General features: G+C 70.6%; 18 protein-coding genes. 9 read left to right on the forward strand and 9 right to left on the reverse strand.

Features of this window, described 5'->3' with window-relative positions:
- The first annotated feature begins 221 nt into the window (after positions 1-221).
- The 3 genes from typA to AWQ68_RS42850 all read left to right on the forward strand — a co-directional run bounded on the left by typA (position 222) and on the right by AWQ68_RS42850 (position 3020).
- A complete protein-coding gene (gene typA, locus AWQ68_RS28945) occupies positions 222-2075 on the forward strand; it encodes a translational GTPase TypA (protein ID WP_066946067.1) in 1854 nt (617 codons plus the stop codon).
- Between the two features lie 150 nt (positions 2076-2225).
- On the forward strand, positions 2226-2828 hold the full coding sequence (locus AWQ68_RS28950) for a superoxide dismutase family protein (RefSeq protein WP_066946070.1): 603 nt from the start codon (positions 2226-2228) through the stop codon (positions 2826-2828).
- Positions 2829-2879: 51 nt separating this feature from the next.
- Positions 2880-3020 carry a hypothetical protein gene (locus AWQ68_RS42850; RefSeq protein ID WP_157545857.1) on the forward strand — a complete coding sequence of 47 codons (141 nt, stop codon included), beginning with the start codon at positions 2880-2882 and terminating at the stop codon, positions 3018-3020.
- A gap of 89 nt (positions 3021-3109) precedes the next feature.
- On the opposite strand, the gene AWQ68_RS28955 is transcribed toward AWQ68_RS42850, so the two are convergent.
- From AWQ68_RS28955 to AWQ68_RS28970, 4 genes are all read right to left on the reverse strand, one after another.
- On the reverse strand, positions 3110-4651 hold the full coding sequence (locus tag AWQ68_RS28955; protein ID WP_066946073.1) for a helicase HerA-like domain-containing protein: 1542 nt from the start codon (positions 4649-4651) through the stop codon (positions 3110-3112).
- The gene (locus tag AWQ68_RS28960; protein ID WP_373281552.1) at positions 4648-5253 is read right to left on the reverse strand and encodes a polysaccharide deacetylase family protein; all 606 of its coding nucleotides are present in this window, start codon (positions 5251-5253) and stop codon (positions 4648-4650) included. The genes AWQ68_RS28955 and AWQ68_RS28960 overlap by 4 nt, the downstream gene beginning before the upstream one ends.
- Before the next feature lie 210 nt (positions 5254-5463).
- Positions 5464-5769: a hypothetical protein gene (locus AWQ68_RS28965; protein ID WP_066946080.1), complete on the reverse strand. Its 306-nt coding sequence runs from the start codon at positions 5767-5769 to the stop codon at positions 5464-5466.
- A 358-nt stretch (positions 5770-6127) separates the two neighbouring features.
- The gene (locus tag AWQ68_RS28970) at positions 6128-6712 is read right to left on the reverse strand and encodes a helix-turn-helix domain-containing protein (RefSeq protein ID WP_066946083.1); all 585 of its coding nucleotides are present in this window, start codon (positions 6710-6712) and stop codon (positions 6128-6130) included.
- Between the two features lie 87 nt (positions 6713-6799).
- On the opposite strand from AWQ68_RS28970, the gene AWQ68_RS28975 reads away from it, so the two are divergent.
- Positions 6800-7642, forward strand: coding sequence for a DMT family transporter (locus tag AWQ68_RS28975; protein ID WP_066946085.1), 843 nt, complete (start codon positions 6800-6802; stop codon positions 7640-7642).
- Positions 7643-7717: 75 nt separating this feature from the next.
- Here AWQ68_RS28975 and AWQ68_RS28980 read toward each other — a convergent pair whose 3' ends face one another.
- A complete protein-coding gene (locus AWQ68_RS28980; protein WP_157529851.1) occupies positions 7718-8305 on the reverse strand; it encodes a sigma-70 family RNA polymerase sigma factor in 588 nt (195 codons plus the stop codon).
- Between the two features lie 262 nt (positions 8306-8567).
- Here AWQ68_RS28980 and AWQ68_RS28985 point away from each other — a divergent pair, with 262 nt between their 5' ends.
- Entirely contained in the window at positions 8568-9641 is a 1074-nt protein-coding gene (locus tag AWQ68_RS28985; RefSeq protein ID WP_066946090.1) for a PLP-dependent cysteine synthase family protein, read from the forward strand.
- Positions 9642-9729: 88 nt separating this feature from the next.
- Here AWQ68_RS28985 and AWQ68_RS28990 read toward each other — a convergent pair whose 3' ends face one another.
- Positions 9730-10734 (reverse strand): ABC transporter substrate-binding protein, encoded by a 1005-nt coding sequence (locus AWQ68_RS28990; protein ID WP_066946093.1) that lies wholly within the window; start codon positions 10732-10734, stop codon positions 9730-9732.
- Positions 10735-10840: 106 nt separating this feature from the next.
- On the opposite strand from AWQ68_RS28990, the gene AWQ68_RS28995 reads away from it, so the two are divergent.
- Genes AWQ68_RS28995 through AWQ68_RS29005 form a run of 3 tightly spaced genes read left to right on the forward strand, consistent with a single transcriptional unit; the run spans position 10841 to position 13712 of the window.
- Positions 10841-11854 (forward strand): FecCD family ABC transporter permease, encoded by a 1014-nt coding sequence (locus AWQ68_RS28995; RefSeq protein ID WP_066946096.1) that lies wholly within the window; start codon positions 10841-10843, stop codon positions 11852-11854.
- Positions 11851-12921 carry a FecCD family ABC transporter permease gene (locus tag AWQ68_RS29000; protein WP_066946099.1) on the forward strand — a complete coding sequence of 357 codons (1071 nt, stop codon included), beginning with the start codon at positions 11851-11853 and terminating at the stop codon, positions 12919-12921. Before AWQ68_RS28995 ends, AWQ68_RS29000 begins: the two co-directional genes overlap by 4 nt.
- Positions 12918-13712 carry an ABC transporter ATP-binding protein gene (locus tag AWQ68_RS29005; protein ID WP_066946103.1) on the forward strand — a complete coding sequence of 265 codons (795 nt, stop codon included), beginning with the start codon at positions 12918-12920 and terminating at the stop codon, positions 13710-13712. Before AWQ68_RS29000 ends, AWQ68_RS29005 begins: the two co-directional genes overlap by 4 nt.
- On the opposite strand, the gene AWQ68_RS29010 is transcribed toward AWQ68_RS29005, so the two are convergent.
- Positions 13651-15465, reverse strand: coding sequence for a tetratricopeptide repeat protein (locus AWQ68_RS29010; RefSeq protein WP_066946154.1), 1815 nt, complete (start codon positions 15463-15465; stop codon positions 13651-13653). The two genes, AWQ68_RS29005 and AWQ68_RS29010, sit on opposite strands and share 62 nt — an antisense overlap.
- Before the next feature lie 790 nt (positions 15466-16255).
- Between AWQ68_RS29010 and AWQ68_RS29015 the strand changes: the two genes are divergently transcribed.
- Positions 16256-16750 (forward strand): hemerythrin domain-containing protein, encoded by a 495-nt coding sequence (locus tag AWQ68_RS29015; RefSeq protein WP_066946157.1) that lies wholly within the window; start codon positions 16256-16258, stop codon positions 16748-16750.
- A gap of 127 nt (positions 16751-16877) precedes the next feature.
- On the opposite strand, the gene ftsY is transcribed toward AWQ68_RS29015, so the two are convergent.
- Positions 16878-18017, reverse strand: a complete 1140-nt coding sequence (ftsY, locus tag AWQ68_RS29020) for a signal recognition particle-docking protein FtsY (protein ID WP_066946160.1) — start codon at positions 18015-18017, stop codon at positions 16878-16880.
- Positions 18018-18296: 279 nt separating this feature from the next.
- Positions 18297-19300, reverse strand: a 1004-nt coding sequence (locus AWQ68_RS29025; protein ID WP_157545859.1) for an AAA family ATPase, incomplete at its 5' end; no start/stop codon positions are given.

The following is a 19300-nucleotide window of genomic DNA, read 5'->3' on the forward strand; positions in this document are numbered from 1 at the left end:
CTCACGCTCTCATCGATGAGACTCTCACCCGTGAAACTCTCATCGTTGAAACCATCAGCGACGAGCGTGGGGGCCGGAACGTTCGGCCATGGCGCGCGGTGGTAACGCGCATCAACTAAAATCTGAAGGTCGCACTCGCGGCCAGAGCGTCTCGCGGCGGGACACTATCCGGTTCCCGGGACGCGGACGGACAGCCCCAACAACCAGAGCGAGACTCCACTATGCCATTGAACAGCCGCGACGACCTGCGGAACATCGCGATCATCGCGCACGTCGACCACGGCAAGACCACGCTGGTGGACGCCATGCTGTGGCAGTCCGGGGCGTTCCGGGCCAACCAGGACGTCGACGAGCGGGTCATGGACTCCAACGACCTGGAGCGCGAGAAGGGCATCACCATTCTCGCCAAGAACACCGCGGTCAAGCACGGAGGCATGACGCTCAACATCATCGACACCCCCGGCCACGCCGACTTCGGCGGCGAGGTGGAGCGGGGCCTGTCCATGGTGGACGGCGTCGTGCTGCTCGTCGACGCCTCCGAGGGACCGCTGCCGCAGACCCGGTTCGTGCTGCGCAAGGCGCTGTCGGCCAAGATGCCCGTCATCCTGTGCATCAACAAGGTGGACCGGCCGGACGCCCGCATCGCCGAGGTCGTCGACGAGGTTTACGAGCTCTTCATGGACCTCGACGCGACCGAGGACCAGATCGACTTCCCGATCGTCTACGCGTCCGGCAAGGCGGGCCGCGCGTCTCTGAACCGTCCCCAGGACGGTGAGATGCCCGACTCCGAGAACCTGGAGCCGCTGTTCGAGACGATCACCTCGACGATCCCCGCCCCGGTGTACGACCCGACCGCGCCGCTGCAGGCGCACGTCACCAACCTGGACGCGTCCAGCTACCTCGGCCGGATCGCCCTCTGCCGGGTCCACCAGGGCACGATCACCAAGGGCCAGCAGGTCGCCTGGTGCCGCACCGACGGCACCGTGCAGAAGGTGAAGATCTCCGAGCTGCTCATGACCGAGGCGCTGGAGCGCAAGCCCGCCGAGCAGGCGGGCCCGGGCGACATCATCGCCATCGCCGGCATCCCCGAGATCATGATCGGCGAGACGCTGGCCGACGCGGACGACCCGCGCCCGCTGCCGCTGATCACCGTGGACGAGCCCGCGATCTCCATGACCATCGGCACCAACACCAGCCCGCTGGTGGGCAAGGTCAAGGGCGCCAAGGTCACCGCCCGCATGGTCAAGGACCGGCTCGACAAGGAGCTGGTCGGCAACGTGTCGCTGCGGGTGCTGCCGACCGACCGTCCCGACGCCTGGGAGGTGCAGGGCCGCGGCGAGCTCGCGCTGGCCATCCTGGTCGAGCAGATGCGCCGCGAGGGCTACGAGCTGACCGTCGGCAAGCCCCAGGTCGTCACCAAGGTGATCGACGGCAAGGTGCACGAGCCGGTCGAGCGGCTCACCGTCGACTGCCCCGAGGAGTACCTCGGCGCCGTCACCCAGCTCCTCGCCCTACGCAAGGGCCGCATGGAGCACATGACCAACCACGGCACCGGCTGGATCCGGATGGAGTTCGTGGTGCCGGCCCGCGGCCTGATCGGCTTCCGCACCGAGTTCCTCACCGAGACGCGCGGCACCGGCCTGGTCCACCACGTCTTCGAGTCGTACGAGCCGTGGTTCGGCGACCTGCGCACCCGCAACAACGGCTCCCTGGTCGCCGACCGCTCCGGCCCGGTCACCGCGTTCGCCATGCTGAACCTCCAGGAACGCGGCACGCTGTTCGTCTCTCCGGGCACCGAGGTCTACGAGGGCATGATCATCGGTGAGAACTCGCGATCCGACGACATGGACGTGAACATCACCAAGGAGAAGAAGCTCACGAACATGCGCTCCTCGACCGCGGACGAGACCGAGAAGGTCATCCCGCCGCGCGTCCTGTCGCTGGAGCAGGCCCTGGAGTTCATCCGCGACGACGAGTGCGTGGAGATCACGCCCCAGACCGTCCGCCTCCGCAAGGTGACCCTCGACGCCGCCACCCGCGGCCGGGCCGCCGCGCGGGCCAAGCGCTCCAACTGATCACTGCGACAACGCCCGCCCCGGGTCGTCCCGGGGCGGGCGTTCGCGTTCCCGCACCCGTTTCCCGCCCCGGGCGCGGGTCAAGCATGGTTTCCTTCGTAACGCAAGGTAATCGGAAGGACACTCACCGCACGAAGCAGGGGAGAGACCATGCCCGGAAGGACACACCTCGCGCTCGCCGTGACGCTCGCACTCGGCGCGGCGGTCATCGGATCCTCCGCCGCGGAGGCGGCGCCCGGCCACATCGCCCGTCCGCTCGACGCCACCCTCCGTGACGCGGCCGGCAAGCGGGTCGGCGTGCTGCGTGCCGAGGACGAGGGTCAGGCGACCCGGATCACCGTGAGCGTCTGGGGACTGTCGGCCGGATTCCACGGCTTCCATGTCCATACCACCGGCAGGTGCGACGCCGGGGCCGTGGATCCGGCGACCGGGAGCCCCTTCACCACGGCCGGCGGGCACCTCGACCTCGCCATGCCCGGCGGCCACGGCGCGCACGCCGGCGACCTGCCCGCGCTGCTCGTGGGCCAGAACGGCACGGCCCGCGCCTCCTTCGTCACCGACCGGTTCCGGGTCGCGCAGCTCGCCGACGCGGACGGCAGCGCCGTCGTCATCCACGCGCTGCCGGACAACTACGGGAACATCCCCTCCCGCTACACCCACCCGGCGGACACGACGGGCACCACGGGCGCGGACGCGACCACCCTGAAGGCCGGCGACACGGGTAACCGCATCGCCTGCGGCGTGCTCCACTGACGCCCCAAGTCACCGTCAAGCGGAGCACAAGAGGGCGGGGACACCATCGACGTGAGGAGAGCGCCACGGGGGCCCGGCGCCTCCACAGAGAGGGGGACTCCCGTCATGAAGTTCGCCACCACGATCATGTGCTCCGCACAGATCGGCGCCTGGCTGCTCATCGGAGCGCTGGCGCTGCTGATGGCCCGGTGAATCCGGTACGGCTCGCGCCACCGCGCGAGCCGTACAACTCTCGGGGCCCCTGCCCGGAACCGACGGCGGCGCCGGGCGCACGGCGGAGTTCAGCGGCGGCGGCGCGCGGTGCCGAAGATCGACCGCGTGATCTCCCTGCCGAGGGCGGACGCCGCCGAGCGCGCCAGCGACCGCAGCGCGGGCGAGCGCAGCACCCCCTCAAGCGGCGACCTCTCCCCCGGCCGCTCCCACGCCTCGTCGCGGCGTTCCTGTGGCTCCTCGCGCCTCTCCCGCCGCCGTTCCGGCGTTTCGGCGGGTGCGGTGGGGGCCGGCTCGGGCGGGGTGAGCCGGGCGTTCAGCATCTCGTACGCCGACTCCCTGTCCACCGCCGTGCCGTACTTGGGGAGGAGGGCGGAGGAGGCGATGACCTGCCGGACCACGGCGGGGTCCGAGGGGGCCATCAGGCTCTCCGGGGCGCGCAGCCGGGTCCAGGCGACCGGGGTGGGCGCGCCCGTCTCCGACAGCACGGTCACCACGGCCTCTCCGATGCCGAGCTGGGTGAGCAACTCCTCCAGGTTGTACGACGACGAGGGGAAGGTGGACACGGTCGCCCTCAGGTCCTTGGCGTCCTGGGGCGTGAAGGCGCGCAGCGCGTGCTGCACGCGCGAGCCGAGCTGGGCCAGCACGTCGGCGGGCACGTCCTTGGGCGTCTGGGTGACGAAGAAGACGCCGACGCCCTTCGAGCGGATCAGCCGCACGGTCTGGGTGATCGACTGCAGGAACGCCTTGGACGCCTCGTCGAAGAGCAGGTGCGCCTCGTCGAAGAAGAAGACGAGCTTGGGCTTGTCCGGGTCGCCGATCTCGGGCAGCCCCTCGAACAGGTCCGCGAGCAGCCACATCAGGAAGGTCGAGAAGAGCCGCGGCCGGTCCTGTACGGCGGGCAGTTCGAGGACGGAGATCACTCCCCTGCCATCGGGCGTCGTGCGGAGCAGGTCGCGGGTGTCGAACTGGGGCTCGCCGAAGAACGCGTCCGCCCCCTGCGCCTGGAAGTTGATCAGTGCGCGCAGGATCACCCCGGCGGTCTGCGGGGCGAGCCCGCCGACGCCCTTCAGCTCCTCCGGGTTGTCCGTGAGGTGCTGGATGACCGCGACCAGGTCCTTCAGGTCCAGCAGCGGCAGGCCGTGTTTGTCGGCGAAGTAGAAGATCAGCCCGAGCGAGGACTCCTGGGTCTCGTTCAGCCCGAGCACCTTGGCCAGCAGCGTCGGCCCGAACGCGGTCATCGTGGCCCGCAACGGGATGCCCTCGCCGATGCCGCCGAGTGAGAAGAACTCGGTGGCGCAGGCCGTGCCGGACCAGGACTGGCCGATCTCGGCGGCCCGCGCGCTCACCCGGTCGGACGGCGCGCCGGGCGAGGCGAGGCCGGACAGGTCGCCCTTCACGTCGGCCAGGAACACCGGCACGCCGTGTGCGGCGAGCTGCTCGGCCATCATCTGCAAGGTTTTGGTCTTGCCCGTGCCGGTGGCGCCGGCGACCAGGCCGTGCCGGTTCATCATTCCGAGCGGGATCCTGATCTTCTCCGCGGGGTCGGCCCGCCCGTCCGTCACCAGCGCGCCCAACTCCAGCGCGGGCCCCTCGAAGTCGTAGCCCTTCATCGGTTGGAGTACCGCTTTCCCGGCTTGAGATCGCCGAACAGCTCGGACACGGTCACGTACGTGAATCCCTTCTTGTCGAACACGCTCAGCAGACGCGGCAGCGCTTCCACGGTGGTCTTGTGGATGTCGTGCATCAGGACGATCTGTCCTGGTTTCGCCGCCGTGCTGCGCCGTACGACGAGCTTGGGCACCCGGTCACGCCAGTCGAGGGTGTCGACCGCCCAGAGGACCTGCCCGAGCCCGAGCCGCCTCGCCTCGTCGGCCACCCTGCGGTCGGTCGCGCCGTACGGCGGCCGCAAGGCGTGCATACGGACGCCGGTCACCTCCTTGACCAGCCGCTCCGTCCTGACGATCTCGTGGTTGAGCGCCGCGTCGCTGAGCGCGGTGAGATCGCGGTGGTCCCACGTGTGGTTGCCCAGCTCGTGCCCGTCGGCGACCATGCGCCGCAGCACCGGCCCGTCCTCCTTGTGGATCATCTCTCCGACCAGGAAGAACGTCGCCCGGGCGTGGTGCTTGGCGAGCACGTCGAGGACGTGCGAGGTGTAGTTTCCGGGCCCGTCGTCGAAGGTCAGGGCCACGCATTTGGTGTGCGCGCACGAGATGGGGCGAGGCTGCGGCGTGCTGCGCGGTGAAGGGGCTGGGGACGGTCGTGCGCCCGGCCGCTCACCGGCCGGGCCGGTGGGCCCGGGCGTCGCCGCGGGGCTTGGCCCGGCCGCCTGACGGGACGGCAGAAGGACACCGCATCCGGACACCAGCAGCAGTGCCAGACAGGTGAGGCCGACCCGCATGTGTTCCCCCCGAGCTGGCGGGGATCAGGGATATCCCCTGGCCTTGTCCCCCCGTATGACCCTGGCCAGGTCCTCCCACCAGGGCGGCACGTTCGCTCGGAGCTCGGTATATCTACGGGCCACCCGGATGGCGCATCCGGAGGGGTCACTACCCACGTGGCGACGTTTCACGGAGGCCTCCTGCCACCGGTAAAACCCGGCGCGATAGCTCACCACGAGACCGATCCAGACCGGCAGGGTGACGCCGTCCCCGATCTCGTACGCGTCGGAAACGCCGAGGGCGGCGAGCTCGGCGTGCAGCTTCGCTATCGCGTCCGCGGACTCAGCCATCGCTCACGCTCCGTGGCCGCAGAACGGCACGGAAAGGACGGACCAACAGTTTTTGTTCGGGGGCGGGAGAACTCATGGAGTAATCATGGGGCTCCAGCCCGTTACCTCGCAGGAATATTGGCCTGACCGTTGCCACGGACATCTCCACCGAGATCCCCGTGAGTCGCACTCTGGATGACTTCCCGAGGACACGGGGCGGCCAAACACCCACACACCCCCATCTTCATCACGCTATGACAAAACCCCCTCACCGCACCGTCGCCGCCGAAACGGTGATGACCGGCACCCCGCGCCGCGTCTGACCGGAACCCGGCATTACGGCACGACGCGAGTCGTTCGCGTCGACCAGGCGGAGCCGTCAATAAGGCTGGTCGGCCTGCTCGCGGGGTTCGATGACGGCCATCACGAAGCGGAGCGGGCCGTCCCCCTCGTTCGCGTAGCGATGCGGCCGGTCGCCGCTGAAGACGACCGCCTCGTCGGCCGCGACCGTGTGGCTCTTGCCGTACACGCTGAGGGTGAGCTCGCCCTCCAGGACGCTGAGCATCTCGCGGGTGCCGGCCGGGTGCGGGTCGCCGTCGTAGTGCTCGCCGGGGCCGAGCCGCCAGTCCCACAGTTCGCAGATGGCCGGCGCGTCGGCGCCCACCAGCAGCCGCGCCTCGCCCCCGCTCGCGTGGCGGAAGGTCACCACGTCGGCGGCGTGGACCACCCGGACGACGGGGGTCTCGGACACCTCGACGAGCCGGCCGACCGTGACCCCGAGAGCCTCGGCGATCCTGCTCAGCGTGTTGATGCTGGGGTTGGTGCGGCCCTGCTCGATCTGGATGAGCATGCCGCGACTCACCCCCGACCGCGCCGCCAGCTCGTCGAGTGTCATCCCGCGATGGGCGCGCTGCCCGCGCACGTTGGTGGCGATGGCCGCGCTGATCGTCTCCAGGTCCGGCATGCGTACAGCCTAGTGAATCTGATTTGCAATCTGTTGAACTCAACATGTTGTATGAACAGTGCAATTCAGTGAACTGTGAGGTGCGCGGTGACGGCAGTGGCGCTCGCTACGGCGTGTGCGGTGATCTTCGGTACGGCCGACTTCCTGGGGGGGCTGGCCACGCGACGATCACGCGTGTTCGCGGTCGTCGTGATCTCCCAGCTCGGCGGGCTGGGGCTGGTCTGCGCCCTCATGCCCGTCCTGCCCGGAGAGGCGAGCCCGGCGGCGCTGCTGTGGGGCATGGCCTCGGGCGTGGCCGGGGCCGCCGGCATCGTCCTGTTCTACCAGGGCCTGGCGTCGGGGATGATGTCCGTGGTCGCGCCGACGACGGCGACCACCTCCATGGCGGTTCCCGTGGTGTTCGGTCTGATCCAGGGCGAGCGGCCGTCCGTCACCGCGATGGCCGGGATCGCGCTCGGCCTGCTCGCCGTACTCCTGGTGAGCCGCGACTCCGCCACCGGCCCGTCCGGCGCCCGGCTCGGCCCGATCGTGAGCGCGCTCGCGTCAGGCGCGGGCTTCGGCGGGTTCTTCGTGCTGCTCAAGCTGGCCCCGGCCGGCTCGGGCCTGTGGCCGCTGGCCGGAGCGCGCATCGCGTCGATCTCGCTGGTCGTGCTGCTGGCGCTCGTCGCGCGCCGGACGCTGCGTCCGATCCCGGGGGCGCTCCCGGTGACGATCGCGGCCGGCGTACTGGACATGGCCGCCAACATCCTCTACCTGCTGGCGGCCCGCGGCGGGATGCTCAGCCTGGTCGCCGTGCTGGTGTCGCTCTACCCCGCGAGCACGCTGCTGCTCGCGCGGTACGTGCTGGACGAACGGCTCAACCGGGTGCAGATCGCGGGGGTGGGGTTCGCGCTCAGCGCGGTGGCGCTGATCACCCTGCCGCACACCTGACCTGACACCTCGTGTCGTGCGGGGCCGGGGACGGATGGAGAGCGAGTAAGGCGCAGGGGGCGCCGGCGGGTGCGGTCAGGCGGCGACGGGCACGCGGACGACGCCCTCCTCGCGGGCGTAGTCGGCGAGCATGCCGCGGAGCTGACGGCGGCCCCGGTGCAGCCGGGACATCACGGTGCCGATGGGGGTGCCCATCCGGTCGGCGATCTCCTTGTACGCGAACCCCTCGACGTCGGCGAGGTAGACCGCGACCCGGAAGTCCTCGGGCAGGGCGCGCAGCGCGTTCATGACGGCGCTGTCGGGAAGCTGCTCAAGCGCCTCGGTCTCAGCGGACTTCAAACCAGTGGACATGTGCGACTCCGCCGCGGCGAGCTGCCAGTCCTCGATCTCCTCGGCGGCGGACAGCTTGGGCGAACGCTGCTTCTTGCGGTAGTCGTTGATGAAGTTGTTCGTCAGGATCCGGTGCAGCCACGCTTTCAGGTTCGTGCCCTCACGGAACTGGTGGTAGGAGGTGTACGCCTTGGCCACCGTCTCCTGGACCAGGTCCTCGGCGTCGGCCTGGTTGCGGGTGAGACGCATGGCGGAGGCGTAAAGCTGACCGGTCACCGGAACGACGTCGCGTTCGAACCATGCCTGGCGCTGCTCGTCGGTCATTGTGATCATTTCCATCCCCCTACGCGAAACTGCTCCCCCGCTACCCCTCCGGCGTGAACCCATGCGGGCGCCCGGGACCCGTTACGTCGCTCGACATCGTTGCAGGGGACTCGTAAGCGAAGTGTTAAGGGTCGTGCCTGGTCAGAGGGGTCACCGCGGACGTGGGCCGACACGGCGAAGTCACGCGCGGCCCGTCTAAGTCTCATTACAATAACACTCATTACTCGATCCTGTAGAAATTGTGGCAAAGCTCACTAGCTAGGGTTATGGCATGGAATACGTGGACCGACACGACCCGGACACCCGCCGATGGGCGGCCGAGGCGATCCAGGCCGTGGAGGCCGACGCCAACCGCAGTTGCGACACGCACCTGCACTTCTTCCCGCTCCCCCCGCACTGGGGTATCGATCTCTATCTCAAAGACGAGTCCGTCCACCCGACCGGTTCACTGAAGCATCGGCTCGCCCGTTCCCTCTTCCTGTACGGCCTGGCCAACGGCTGGATCGGCCCGACGACCACGATCATCGAGGCGTCCAGCGGCTCCACCGCGGTCAGCGAGGCGTACTTCGCCCGGCTGCTCGGCCTGCCGTTCATCGCGGTGATCCCGGCGAGCACGTCGCCGGAGAAGCGGGAGATCATCGAGTTCTACGGCGGCAAGTGCCACCTCGTGGACGACCCCGGCGCGATCTACGAAGAGTCCCGGCGGCTGGCCGAGGAGACCGGCGGCCACTACATGGACCAGTTCACCTACGCCGAGCGGGCCACGGACTGGCGGGGCAACAACAACATCGCGGAGAGCGTCTTCAACCAGATGGCCCTGGAACGGCATCCGGAGCCCGCGTGGATCGTGGTGAGCGCGGGGACCGGCGGCACGTCCGCCACCATCGGCCGCTACATCCGCTACCGGCGGCACCAGACCCGGCTCTGCGTCGCCGACCCGGAGGGCTCCGCGTTCTACCCCTCCTGGGTCGCGGACGAGGAGCAGCCGGGGACGGGCTCCCGCATCGAGGGCATCGGCCGCCCCCGGGTCGAGCCGTCGTTCATGCCCGCGGTGATCGACCGGATGACCCGGGTGCCGGACGCGATGTCGATCGCGGCCATGCGCTGGGTCAGGGAGGTCACCCGGCTCGACGTGGGCGGATCGACCGGGACCAACATGGCGGCCGCCGTACAGATCATCAAGGAGATGCGGGCGGCGGGCGAGCGGGGCAGCGTGGTGACGCTGATCTGCGACGGCGGCGAACGTTACCGATGTACCTACGGCGACGACGGCTGGCTCGAACGCCAGGGCATCGACATCGCGCCGCACCTGGAGGAGCTGCGCGGCTTCCACACCCCCTCATAACCCGTCCTCGTGCCCCCGCCTCCTACGCGAGACGCCGGCCGGGTGGGTCGTCTCTCCCCCCGGCCGACGTCCGCGTACGCGTCGGACCTCAGGCCTGCCGGGCGGGGTCCACGCCGAAGGTCGTGGCGAGGTCGTCGAGGATGGCGTGCGCGCCCTGCATGCCGACCGCCGACATCCACGTCGTGTCGGAGACGTCGTGCTTCTCGCCCTTGAGCTTGCCCCACAGCGGGTTGGCGGTGAACTTCTTCTTCGTCTCGTCCGCCGACGGGTCCTGGTACGAGCTCACGAAGATGTGGTCGGCGTCGAGGTCGGCGATGCGCTCCTCGCTGATCTCCACCATGATCGTGTCGGTGACGGTCGGCTGCCCCTCCGGCCGGGGGAACCCGACGTCCTTGAGCACGACGCCGGAGTAGGAGTTCTCCACGTAGAGCCGGACCGTCGGCTCGCCGGCGAACCTGGCGATGGAGACGGTCGGCATCTTCCCGCCGTTCTTCTCCTTGATCTCCTCGCCGATCTTGGCCGCGCGGGTCTCGTACGCGTTGATCCGCTGCTCGGCGAGGTCCTCCTTGCCCAGGGCCTTGCCCATCAGGCGGAGGTTGTCCTTCCAGATGGCGCCGGTGGTCGCGCTGAAAACGGTCGGGGCGATGGCCGAGAGCTTGTCGTACAGGGCCTCGTGGCGGACCTTGGCCGACACGATGAGGTCCGGTTTGAGCGCGGCGATCTTCTCCAGGCTCGGCGCCTCCAGCGTGCCCACCGGCACCGCGTTCGCCGCGTTGGCCAGGACCGGCTGCAGGTAGTCGGGCAGCTTCTCCTCGATCGACCGGTACTGCGTGTAGCCCACGACCTCGGTGTCCAACGTCAGGACGGCGTCGACGAAGCTCTGGTCGAGCGCGACGACGCGCTTCGGCTGCGCCTTCACCTCGGTCTTGCCCATGGCGTGCTCGATCACCCGGGGGTACCCGGCCTGGGCGGCCGACGTCGCCTCCGGCGTCCCGCTCGCGTTCCCCGGGTCGGTCGCGGTGGTGGACGAGCCGCAGGCGGCGACCGCCATGGCCAGCACGATCCCGGCGCCCAAGGCGCGAAGCGCTCTCATCAAAAACCTGGCCCTTCTTAGGTAAGGAGTCCCTAAATTAGCTAAGGCTCACCTAAGCCTGACATACTCGTCCCGGTCAAGCGACAGAGAGAGGGATCACGTACCCATGAGTGCCCTGCGCCCGCGACGCCGGCCGGCGGGCGTCCTCGCGGCGCTCCTCACGGCGGTGCTCGCCGGGGCCGTGCTCAGCGTCGCGATCGGCGCCAAGACGGTGCCGCTCAGCGACGTGTGGCACGCCCTCTGGTCGCCCGGCGGGACGGAGAGCGACATCATCGTCCGCACGCTGCGCGTCCCGCGCACCGCCCTCGGCCTGCTGGCCGGGGTCGCGCTCGGCGTCGCCGGCGCCCTCATGCAGGGGCACACGCGCAACCCGCTCGCCGACCCCGGACTGCTCGGCGTCACCCAGGGCGCGGCCTTCGCGATGGTCCTCGCCATCATCGCGTTCGGCGTCTCGAACCTGTACGGCTACATCTGGTTCGGCCTGGCCGGCGCCCTCGTCGCGAGCGTCGGCGTCTTCGCCATCGGCTCCGTCGGCGGCCGGGGCGGTCCCAGCCCCCTCACCCTCGCGCTCGCCGGGACCGCCGTCAGCGCCTTTCTGTACGCGCTGACCTCCGGACTCGTCCTCGTGAACGAGCAGGCCATGGACGTCTTCCGCTTCTGGCAGGCGGGCTCCATCGCGGGGCGGGGCGCGGGCGTGGCCTGGCAGGTCCTGCCGTTCATCGCCGCCGGGCTGGTGCTCGCGCTGGCGAACGCGCCGGGGCTCAACGCGCTCTCCCTGGGCGAGGACGTCGCCCGCTCCCTCGGCCGCAACGTCACGGCGACCCGGGCGCTCGGCATCACCGCCGTGACCCTGCTGACCGCCGGGGCGGTGGCCGCGTGCGGCGCGCTCGCGTTCGTCGGCCTGATCGTCCCCCACCTGGCCCGCGCGCTCTCCGGCCCCGACCATCGGTGGCTGCTGCCGTACTCGGGACTGCTCGGCGCGGCGGCGCTGCTGCTCGCGGACGTGGTCGGCAGGGTGGTCGCCCGGCCCGGCGAACTGGAGGCCGGTGTGGTGCTCGCCCTGCTCGGCGCCCCGTTCTTCGTCGCGCTGGTACGCCGCAGGAAGCCGGTGCGGCTGTGACCGGCGTACGGCTCCCGCACGCCCGGCCGTACCGGGTGGGGAAGGTCTCCTGGCTGGTCCGCCCGCGCGGCGTGGCGGCCGGACTCACCGGGCTCGCCCTGATCGCGGTCCTGGTCGCGCTCAGCCTGCGGATCGGCGACTTCCCGCTGTCGCTGGGCGAGATCGTCGCGTCGCTGACCGGCACCGGAGGCAACCACTTCGTGGTGGTCGAGCTGCGCCTCCCCCGCGCCCTGACCGGCGTGCTGGTCGGCGCCGCGCTCGGACTCTCCGGCGCGATCACCCAGTCGATCGCACGCAACGCGCTGGCCAGCCCCGACATCCTCGGCGTGACCTCGGGCGCCAGCGTGACCGTGGTGGCGATGATCGTCGCCAGCGGCACCGTGTACGGCGGGGCCAGCGGGGCCCTGGCCGGCGTCGGCATCCCCGTCGCCGCGCTGGCCGGCGGCCTGATCGGAGCGGTGATCGTCTACTCGCTCGCCTGGCGGCGCGGGCTGGACGGGTACCGCCTGGTCCTGGTCGGCGTCGGTGTCGCCGCCGTGTTCACCAACGTCAAGTACTGGCTGATGACGACCGGCGACGTCAACGACAGCTCCCGCGCGATGGTGTGGATCAGCGGCTCGCTGAACGGGCGCGGCTGGGAGCACGTCACTCCCGTGGCGTACGCGCTGGTCGTGCTGGTGCCGCTCTGCCTGGCCGGGACCCGGGTGCTGTCGGCGCTCAGATTCGGCGACGAGACGGCGACCGGGCTCGGCGTCCGGCTGAACACGGCCCGCGCCGTGCTGCTGCTCGGTGCGGTGCTGCTCGCGGCGGTCGCGACCGCCGCCGCCGGGCCGATCGCGTTCGTCGCCCTGGCGGCGCCGCAGATCGCGCTGCGCCTGGCCGGGGTGGCCCAGCCGCCGCTGGTGGTGTCCGCCGTCACGGGCGCCGTCCTGACATCGGCCGCGGACCTCGTCGCGCGCAGCCTCTTCGCGCCGGTGGAACTGCCCGTCGGCGTGGTCACCGCCGTACTCGGGGCCCCCTACCTGATCTATCTGCTCATCCGCGCCCGCCGGGAGGCACGCTCGTGAACACGCGGTTGGAAGCCGTCGACATCCGCCTGGGCTACGGCGACCGGATGATCGTGGACGGGCTCGACCTCGGCATCGAGAGCGGGACGATCACGACGATCATCGGCCCGAACGGCTGTGGCAAGTCCACGCTCCTGCGCGCCCTGGGACGGCTGATCAAGCCCCTCGGCGGCCACGTGCTGCTCGACGGGAAGCGGATCGACCGGATGCCGTCGCGTGAGGTGGCGCGGCTCCTCGGCGTCCTCCCGCAGGCGCCCGCCGCGCCCGAGGGGCTGACGGTCGCCGACCTGGTGGCCCGCGGACGGCATCCGCACCAGACGTGGTACCGCCAGTGGTCGCCGGGCGACGAGAGCGCGGTGGCCGAGGCGCTGGAGCGTACCGGCCTGCTCGACCTCGCCGACCGGCCGCTGGACGAGCTGTCCGGCGGGCAGCGGCAGCGGGCGTGGATCTCGATGGCCCTCGCCCAGGGCACGGGGCTCCTGCTGCTCGACGAGCCGACCACGTTCCTGGACCTGGCGCACCAGATCGAGGTGCTGGAACTGGTCGATCAGCTCCACGCGCAGGCGGGCAAGACGGTGGTCATGGTTCTGCACGACCTGAACCTCGCCGCGCGGTACGCCGACCGGCTCGTGGCCATGCGCGACGGCCGGGTGATCGCGGCCGGGCCACCCGGCGACGTGCTGACCGAGGAGCTGCTGGCCGAGGTCTTCGGCCTGAACGCCAAGATCATCACCGATCCGGTGGCGGGTACTCCCCTGGTGGTGCCGATCGGGACGGCCGATCGGGGCTGACGGCCGCCAGTTCCCGCCGGATGTCCTCGTCCTCCGGGGCGAGCTCGGCCGCCCGCAGGAGGTCCTCCCGCGCCTCCTCGTCGCGGCCGAGTGCCCGGAGCGCCACCGCCCGGTTGAACCGTACGGCGGGATCGTCCCCGCATTCGAGCGCCCGCGCGAGGTCGGCCACCGCGTCCTCCGGCGCGCCCGTCTCGAACGCCAGGATCCCCCGGCTCGCCCAGAGCGCGGCGAGCGCCGGATCGTGGCGCAGCCCCGCGTCGAAGGCCTTCCTCGCCTCGGCGTGCCTGCCCTCGGCCGCCTCCACCTGTCCCAGCACGCACAGCAGGTACGCGTTGCGCGGGTCGAGGGCGAGCCCCTGGAGCGCGTCCGCGCGGGCCCTGCCGTACTCGCCGAACTCGACGAACAGCCCGGCGCGGTTGGCGTACGCGTCGGCGAACTCCGGATCGAGTTCGAGGGCGTAGTCGAGGTCGGCCAGCGCGCCCGCGTGGTCCCCGGCCTGGAACCTGATCTCCGCCCGGTTGTAGTAGGCCTCCGGGAACGGCGGCCCGACCCGCATGGCGGTCTCGTAGTCGGCGACGCCCTCCTGCGGTCGGCCGAGCCGGTGCAGCAGGTTGCCCCTGCTGATGTAGTAGTCGGGATATCCCGGGTCGGCCGCGATGGCGGCGTCCAGGTCGGCCAGCGCGCGCTCCGGGTCGCCGAGCATCGCGGTCAGCTGCCCCCGGTTCGCCCGCAGGACCAGCCGGTGGATGGGGTGCTCGCCGGGGTCGAGGTCACGGTCGGCGAGCTCGATCGCCTGCTCCACCAGCCGCAGCGCCTCCTCCGGCCGCCCCGCGCGCATCTCCACCAGCGCCTTGCCGTTGAGGTCGAAGCTCAGATGGAAGGCCCGTTCCCTGCGGTCGGGCAGCAACGAGGTGATCGCGACCGCCTCGTTGATCCACGACAGCGCCTCGCCCACGTCGCGCGCCGCCGGGTCGTGATGCCGCATCAGCAGCATCGCGGTCGCGTACGCGGCGGTGGCCCGGTTCTTCGGGTCGGTGCTCTCCCGCCGGGCCCGGTCCAGGATCGCCCGCGCCTCATCCTCCCGCTCGATGGCCGCGAGCGCCCCCGCGGTTCGGTGGACGAGCGACCACCAGGCGTCCGGATCGGTGTTCGGGTCAGCCTCGCGCAGCGCCCGCACGCCGAGTCGGGCCGCCGCGTGGTGGAAGCCCTCGGTGAAGCACCGTTCCACCGCCTCCGGCCCGTGGTTCTCCCCACTCCGCCCGGCGTCGATCGCGCCGCCGTCCGTCATGGGGCTCCCGCCCCCGGCACCGGGGGCGATGGGGAGGGCGTGCCGCTTGAGCGCGGCGGCGAGAACGGGGTCCGCGGTCTCGGCGCAGACGACGACGGTGAGCAGCGCGGGATCGATCCTGCGGAGCAGGACGGCGAGGAACTCCTGGTCCGTCTCGTCGGCCGCGTCCGCGCGTTCCACGACGAGCGCGGCGGGCCCCACCTCCTTGAGGTGGTCGTGGACGAACTCCGCCAGCCCGTTGGCGAGCCGGAGCGTACGGCGCGGCGCGGGGACGAGGATCCGCTCCGCCTTGGGCAGGTGCGCCGCGAGCGACCCTCGCACGGCCGGCACCACGTCCCTCAGCCCGGGGGCCGCCGCGCGGATCTCGATGTCGTGTGCTTCGACGAGTTCCTTTCGCGCCAGGGGGACGATCGCGTGGAGCAGCGCGCTCGCGACCGTGTACGGCGCCGCCCTGTCGGGCTCCATCCCGTCCCAGGTCGGCCACTGACCCGTCGTGCCGAGGTCCGTCGTCTCGCGGCTCCGACTGGGCGCGGCCGGCTGATCGGCGGGGACGGGACGGGTCTCCTGGAGGGTCCGATCGGAACCCGTCCCGCTGTCCAGGCGATCGGCCGATCGGCTCTGCGCCGGACCGGCTGCCACACGGACGACGACGGGGGGAACCACGAGCTGGGGTATGTCACGTTCCCCGCTCCAGCGCTGCCCTTGGACCCACAGATGACGCACACGCGCTCCCCTCGTCGCCCCGCAAGGCGAGACCATGCCGTACGGCGGCAGGTCTCGCCGGTCGCTCACGCGTGGTGCTTCGCGCTGGCCTGGCCGGAAAGCTGGACCGTGCCGGGCTTGTGAACAACGACCTTCTTCATCAGGGCCTCTCTGATCGCGTCTGAGGAACGACGCCCATGTCAGCACGGACCACGTCAGGTCACAAGACCTAGGCTGGTAATGGTCATTTCCCGATAAATTACGATAATCGCGCAATCGGGGCATCCGGTCCGACCACCTCGAACCAGGCAGCGTTCATTTGCGCTCGCTGCGCTCGCGCGGCTCGGGGCGCCCTTGAGACGACCCCCGCTGTGCCTGATTGCCTCGCTGCGCTCGGCGCATTGGAACATCACCGTGACGCGACGCCGGGCGACTGTCCATGTTTGGACGATTTGACCGGCGGCCGCGATCGTGGTGTAGTCCGTGCCTGCGTCGCGGTGTACCCGGCAAGGAGATCGCCGAGGGCATGGAGGCGCCGGAACATGGGACCACCATGGAAACATCGCACGAGCGCCTGGCGGCGTTCGGCAACCAGTTGATCGAAGTACACCTCTGGCTCCGGGAGGAGCTCGCCACCCTCCGCGAAGGTGTGGACGCCTATCTCGCCGGAGGCGCGCGCCCCCGCGATCTGCGGGCCCACTGCCTGACCTTCTGCTCCGCTCTCCAGCGACACCACGTCGGCGAGGACGGCGGCGCCTTCCCCGCGCTCGCGGAGCGATTCCCCGCGTTGCGACCCGTGCTGGACGAGTTGCGCCGCGACCATCGGCTGGTGGAGGACTCCCTCACCCGGCTGCAGGCGCTCCTCGACGGCCTGGACCAAGAGACCGACCCCGTCATATTGCGGAGCGAGCTGGACAGCCTCGCCGCGCTGATGGAGACGCACTTCGTCTACGAGGAGAAGCGGATCGTCGCGGCGCTCAACACGCTGGACGCGCCGGAATGGGACCGTTCGCGGCCCGATTTCCTGCTCACCGACGAGGAGACCTGACCGGTTCCATCCCGGATCTGAACCGGCATGAACGGCGCGGCAGGATCGGCGCGAAAGACAGGCGGCGTCGGCGTGAAAGACGGGCGGGATCGGACAGTGCCGTCGATCCCGCCCGTCTCGGCGGAGCTCAGTCGCCCAGCAGGGCGTCCACGAACACCTCGGGGTCGAAGGGCGCCAGGTCGTCGGGCCCCTCACCCAGGCCGACCAGCTTGACCGGCACGCCCAGCTCGCGCTGGACCGAGATGACGATGCCACCCTTGGCCGTGCCGTCGAGCTTGGTCAGGGCGATGCCGGTGATGTTCACCGCCTCGGCGAACACCTGGGCCTGGCGCATGCCGTTCTGGCCGGTCGTGGCGTCGAGGACGAGCAGCACCTCGTCGACCACGGCCTTCTTCTCGATCACCCGCTTGACCTTGCCCAGCTCGTCCATCAGGCCGGTCTTGGTGTGCAGCCGTCCGGCGGTGTCGATGATGACCGTGTCGGCGCTGTCCTCGATGCCCTTGGCCACCGCGTCGAACGCGACGGACGCCGGGTCGCCGCCCTCGGGGCCGCGTACGACGCTGGCGCCCACGCGGTCACCCCAGGTCTGCAGCTGGTCGGTCGCGGCCGCCCGGAACGTGTCCGCGGCGCCGAGGACGACCTTGTTGCCGTCACCCACCAGGGCACGGGCCAGCTTGCCGGTCGTGGTCGTCTTGCCGGTGCCGTTCACGCCGACGATCAGGAGCACGGCGGGCCGCCCCGCCGGCGACTTGGTGTGCAGGGTGCGGTCCAGGTCGGGCGAGATCTGCTTGAGCAGTTCATCTCTGAGCAGGCCGCGGACCTCTTCCGGAGTACGCGTGCCGAGGACCTTCACCCTGGTGCGCAGCTCCTCGACCATCGCCCGAGTCGGCGCGACGCCGACGTCGGCCGTGATCAGGGTCTCCTCGATCTCGTCCCAGACATCGTCGTCGAGCCGGTCACGCGAGAGCAGTTCGAGGAGTCCCCTGCCCAGCACGTTCTGGGAGCGGGACAGGCGCGTGCGCAGCCGCACCATACGGCCTGCCGACGGCGGGGGCACCTCGATCTCGGGCGCCTTGAGCAGTTCCTCCTCGGGCGGAGGGAGGGTGGTGATGGTGCCGCCCTCGCGGTCGACCGGGCCCTCCTGCGGAGGAACCTTCAGGTCCGGGATCTGCGGTTCCGGCGGCGCCTCCACCGGAGGGAGGTCCTTGGCTCTGGGCCGGAACAGGAACAGGCCGCCCACCGCCAGTACGGCGATGACGACGACCATCACGATGATGCCGAGGTAACCTTCCACGCGCTCAAGTTTTCCAGACGCCCCCAGATGCTCCAGCACACCGCCCTGCTGAATTGCCGCGCCTTCGGCGCGGCAGGCTCGGGGCGCCTTGAGGCGATGTCTTCCCTCGTCGCTCGGAGTCGCTCGTCCCTCGCTCCCCACTCGCTCCTCAGTCCAGACACCGCCGCGCCCCTCGCGGGGTTTGTCGGCCTCAGTTCGCTAGAACACAGTTTTCAGTGGGCTTCTGGCATGAGGAAGCGAGCGCAAATATGTTCAGAGGGCTTCGCGGAGGCGCTGGCTGACCACCTGGGTGACGCCGTCGCCGCGCATGGAGACCCCGTACAGCGCGTCGGCGATCTCCATGGTGCGCTTCTGGTGCGTGATGACGATGAGCTGGGAGTTTTGTCGCAGCTCCTCGAAGAGGGTCAGCAGGCGCTGGGTGTTGGTGTCGTCCAGGGCCGCCTCGACCTCGTCCATCACGTAGAACGGCGAGGGGCGCGCCTTGAAGATGGCGACCAGGAAGGCGACCGCGGTGAGCGACCGCTCGCCGCCGGACAGCAGCGACAGACGCTTGACCTTCTTGCCGGGCGGGCGGGCCTCGACCTCGACGCCCGTGGTCAGCATGTCGGAGGGGTCGGTGAGCAGGAGGCGGCCTTCGCCGCCGGGGAAGACCCGTCCGAAGATCTCGGAGAACTCGCGGGCCACGTCCTCGTACGCCGCGGAGAACACCTGCTCGACCCGGTCGTCGACCTCCTTGACAACGAGGAGGAGGTCCCGGCGCGTCTTCTTGAGGTCTTCGAGCTGGGACGTCAGGAACGCGTGGCGCTCCTCAAGCGCGGCGAACTCCTCAAGCGCGAGCGGGTTGACCTTGCCGAGCTGGGCCATCTGGCGTTCCGCCGTCTTGGCCCGCTTCTCCTGCTCCTCGCGGACGTACGGGATCGGCGGCTCGGCCGGCACCGGGACCGTGGGGCCGTACTCGGCCACCAGGGCCTCCGGCTCGACGCCGTACTCGTCGAAGGCCCGCTGCTCAAGCTGTTCGAGCCGCAGCCGCTGCTCGGTGCGGGCCATCTCGCTGCCGTGCGCCCGGTTGACCAACCGGTCCAGCTCGCCGCCGAGCTCCCGGACGCGGATCCGCACGGTCTTGAGCTCCCCCTCGATCTCGCCGCGGGCCTGCTCCGCCTCGTCACGCTCGGCCGACGCCTGGTCGATGGAGCCGACGAGCGCCGTGAGCGCGGCCTGCGCGGCCCGCGCGACGGCGGCGGCGATCTGCGCCTGCC

It is taken from the genome of Microtetraspora fusca (assembly GCF_001570365.1).
Lineage (GTDB): Bacteria > Actinomycetota > Actinomycetes > Streptosporangiales > Streptosporangiaceae > Microtetraspora > Microtetraspora fusca.

Coding starts and splice junctions, on each gene's coding strand:
- AWQ68_RS29010 (WP_066946154.1), bottom strand. CDS start 15,465: ATGGAGCCCGACAGGGCGGCGCCGTACACGGTCGCGAGCGCGCTGCTC.
- AWQ68_RS28980 (WP_157529851.1), bottom strand. CDS start 8,305: ATGATCACAATGACCGACGAGCAGCGCCAGGCATGGTTCGAACGCGAC.
- AWQ68_RS28995 (WP_066946096.1), top strand. CDS start 10,841: ATGAGTGCCCTGCGCCCGCGACGCCGGCCGGCGGGCGTCCTCGCGGCG.
- typA (WP_066946067.1), top strand. CDS start 222: ATGCCATTGAACAGCCGCGACGACCTGCGGAACATCGCGATCATCGCG.
- AWQ68_RS28965 (WP_066946080.1), bottom strand. CDS start 5,769: ATGGCTGAGTCCGCGGACGCGATAGCGAAGCTGCACGCCGAGCTCGCC.
- AWQ68_RS28985 (WP_066946090.1), top strand. CDS start 8,568: ATGGAATACGTGGACCGACACGACCCGGACACCCGCCGATGGGCGGCC.
- AWQ68_RS29015 (WP_066946157.1), top strand. CDS start 16,256: ATGGAAACATCGCACGAGCGCCTGGCGGCGTTCGGCAACCAGTTGATC.
- AWQ68_RS28950 (WP_066946070.1), top strand. CDS start 2,226: ATGCCCGGAAGGACACACCTCGCGCTCGCCGTGACGCTCGCACTCGGC.
- ftsY (WP_066946160.1), bottom strand. CDS start 18,017: ATGGTCGTCGTCATCGCCGTACTGGCGGTGGGCGGCCTGTTCCTGTTC.
- AWQ68_RS28970 (WP_066946083.1), bottom strand. CDS start 6,712: ATGCCGGACCTGGAGACGATCAGCGCGGCCATCGCCACCAACGTGCGC.
- AWQ68_RS28990 (WP_066946093.1), bottom strand. CDS start 10,734: ATGAGAGCGCTTCGCGCCTTGGGCGCCGGGATCGTGCTGGCCATGGCG.
- AWQ68_RS28955 (WP_066946073.1), bottom strand. CDS start 4,651: ATGAAGGGCTACGACTTCGAGGGGCCCGCGCTGGAGTTGGGCGCGCTG.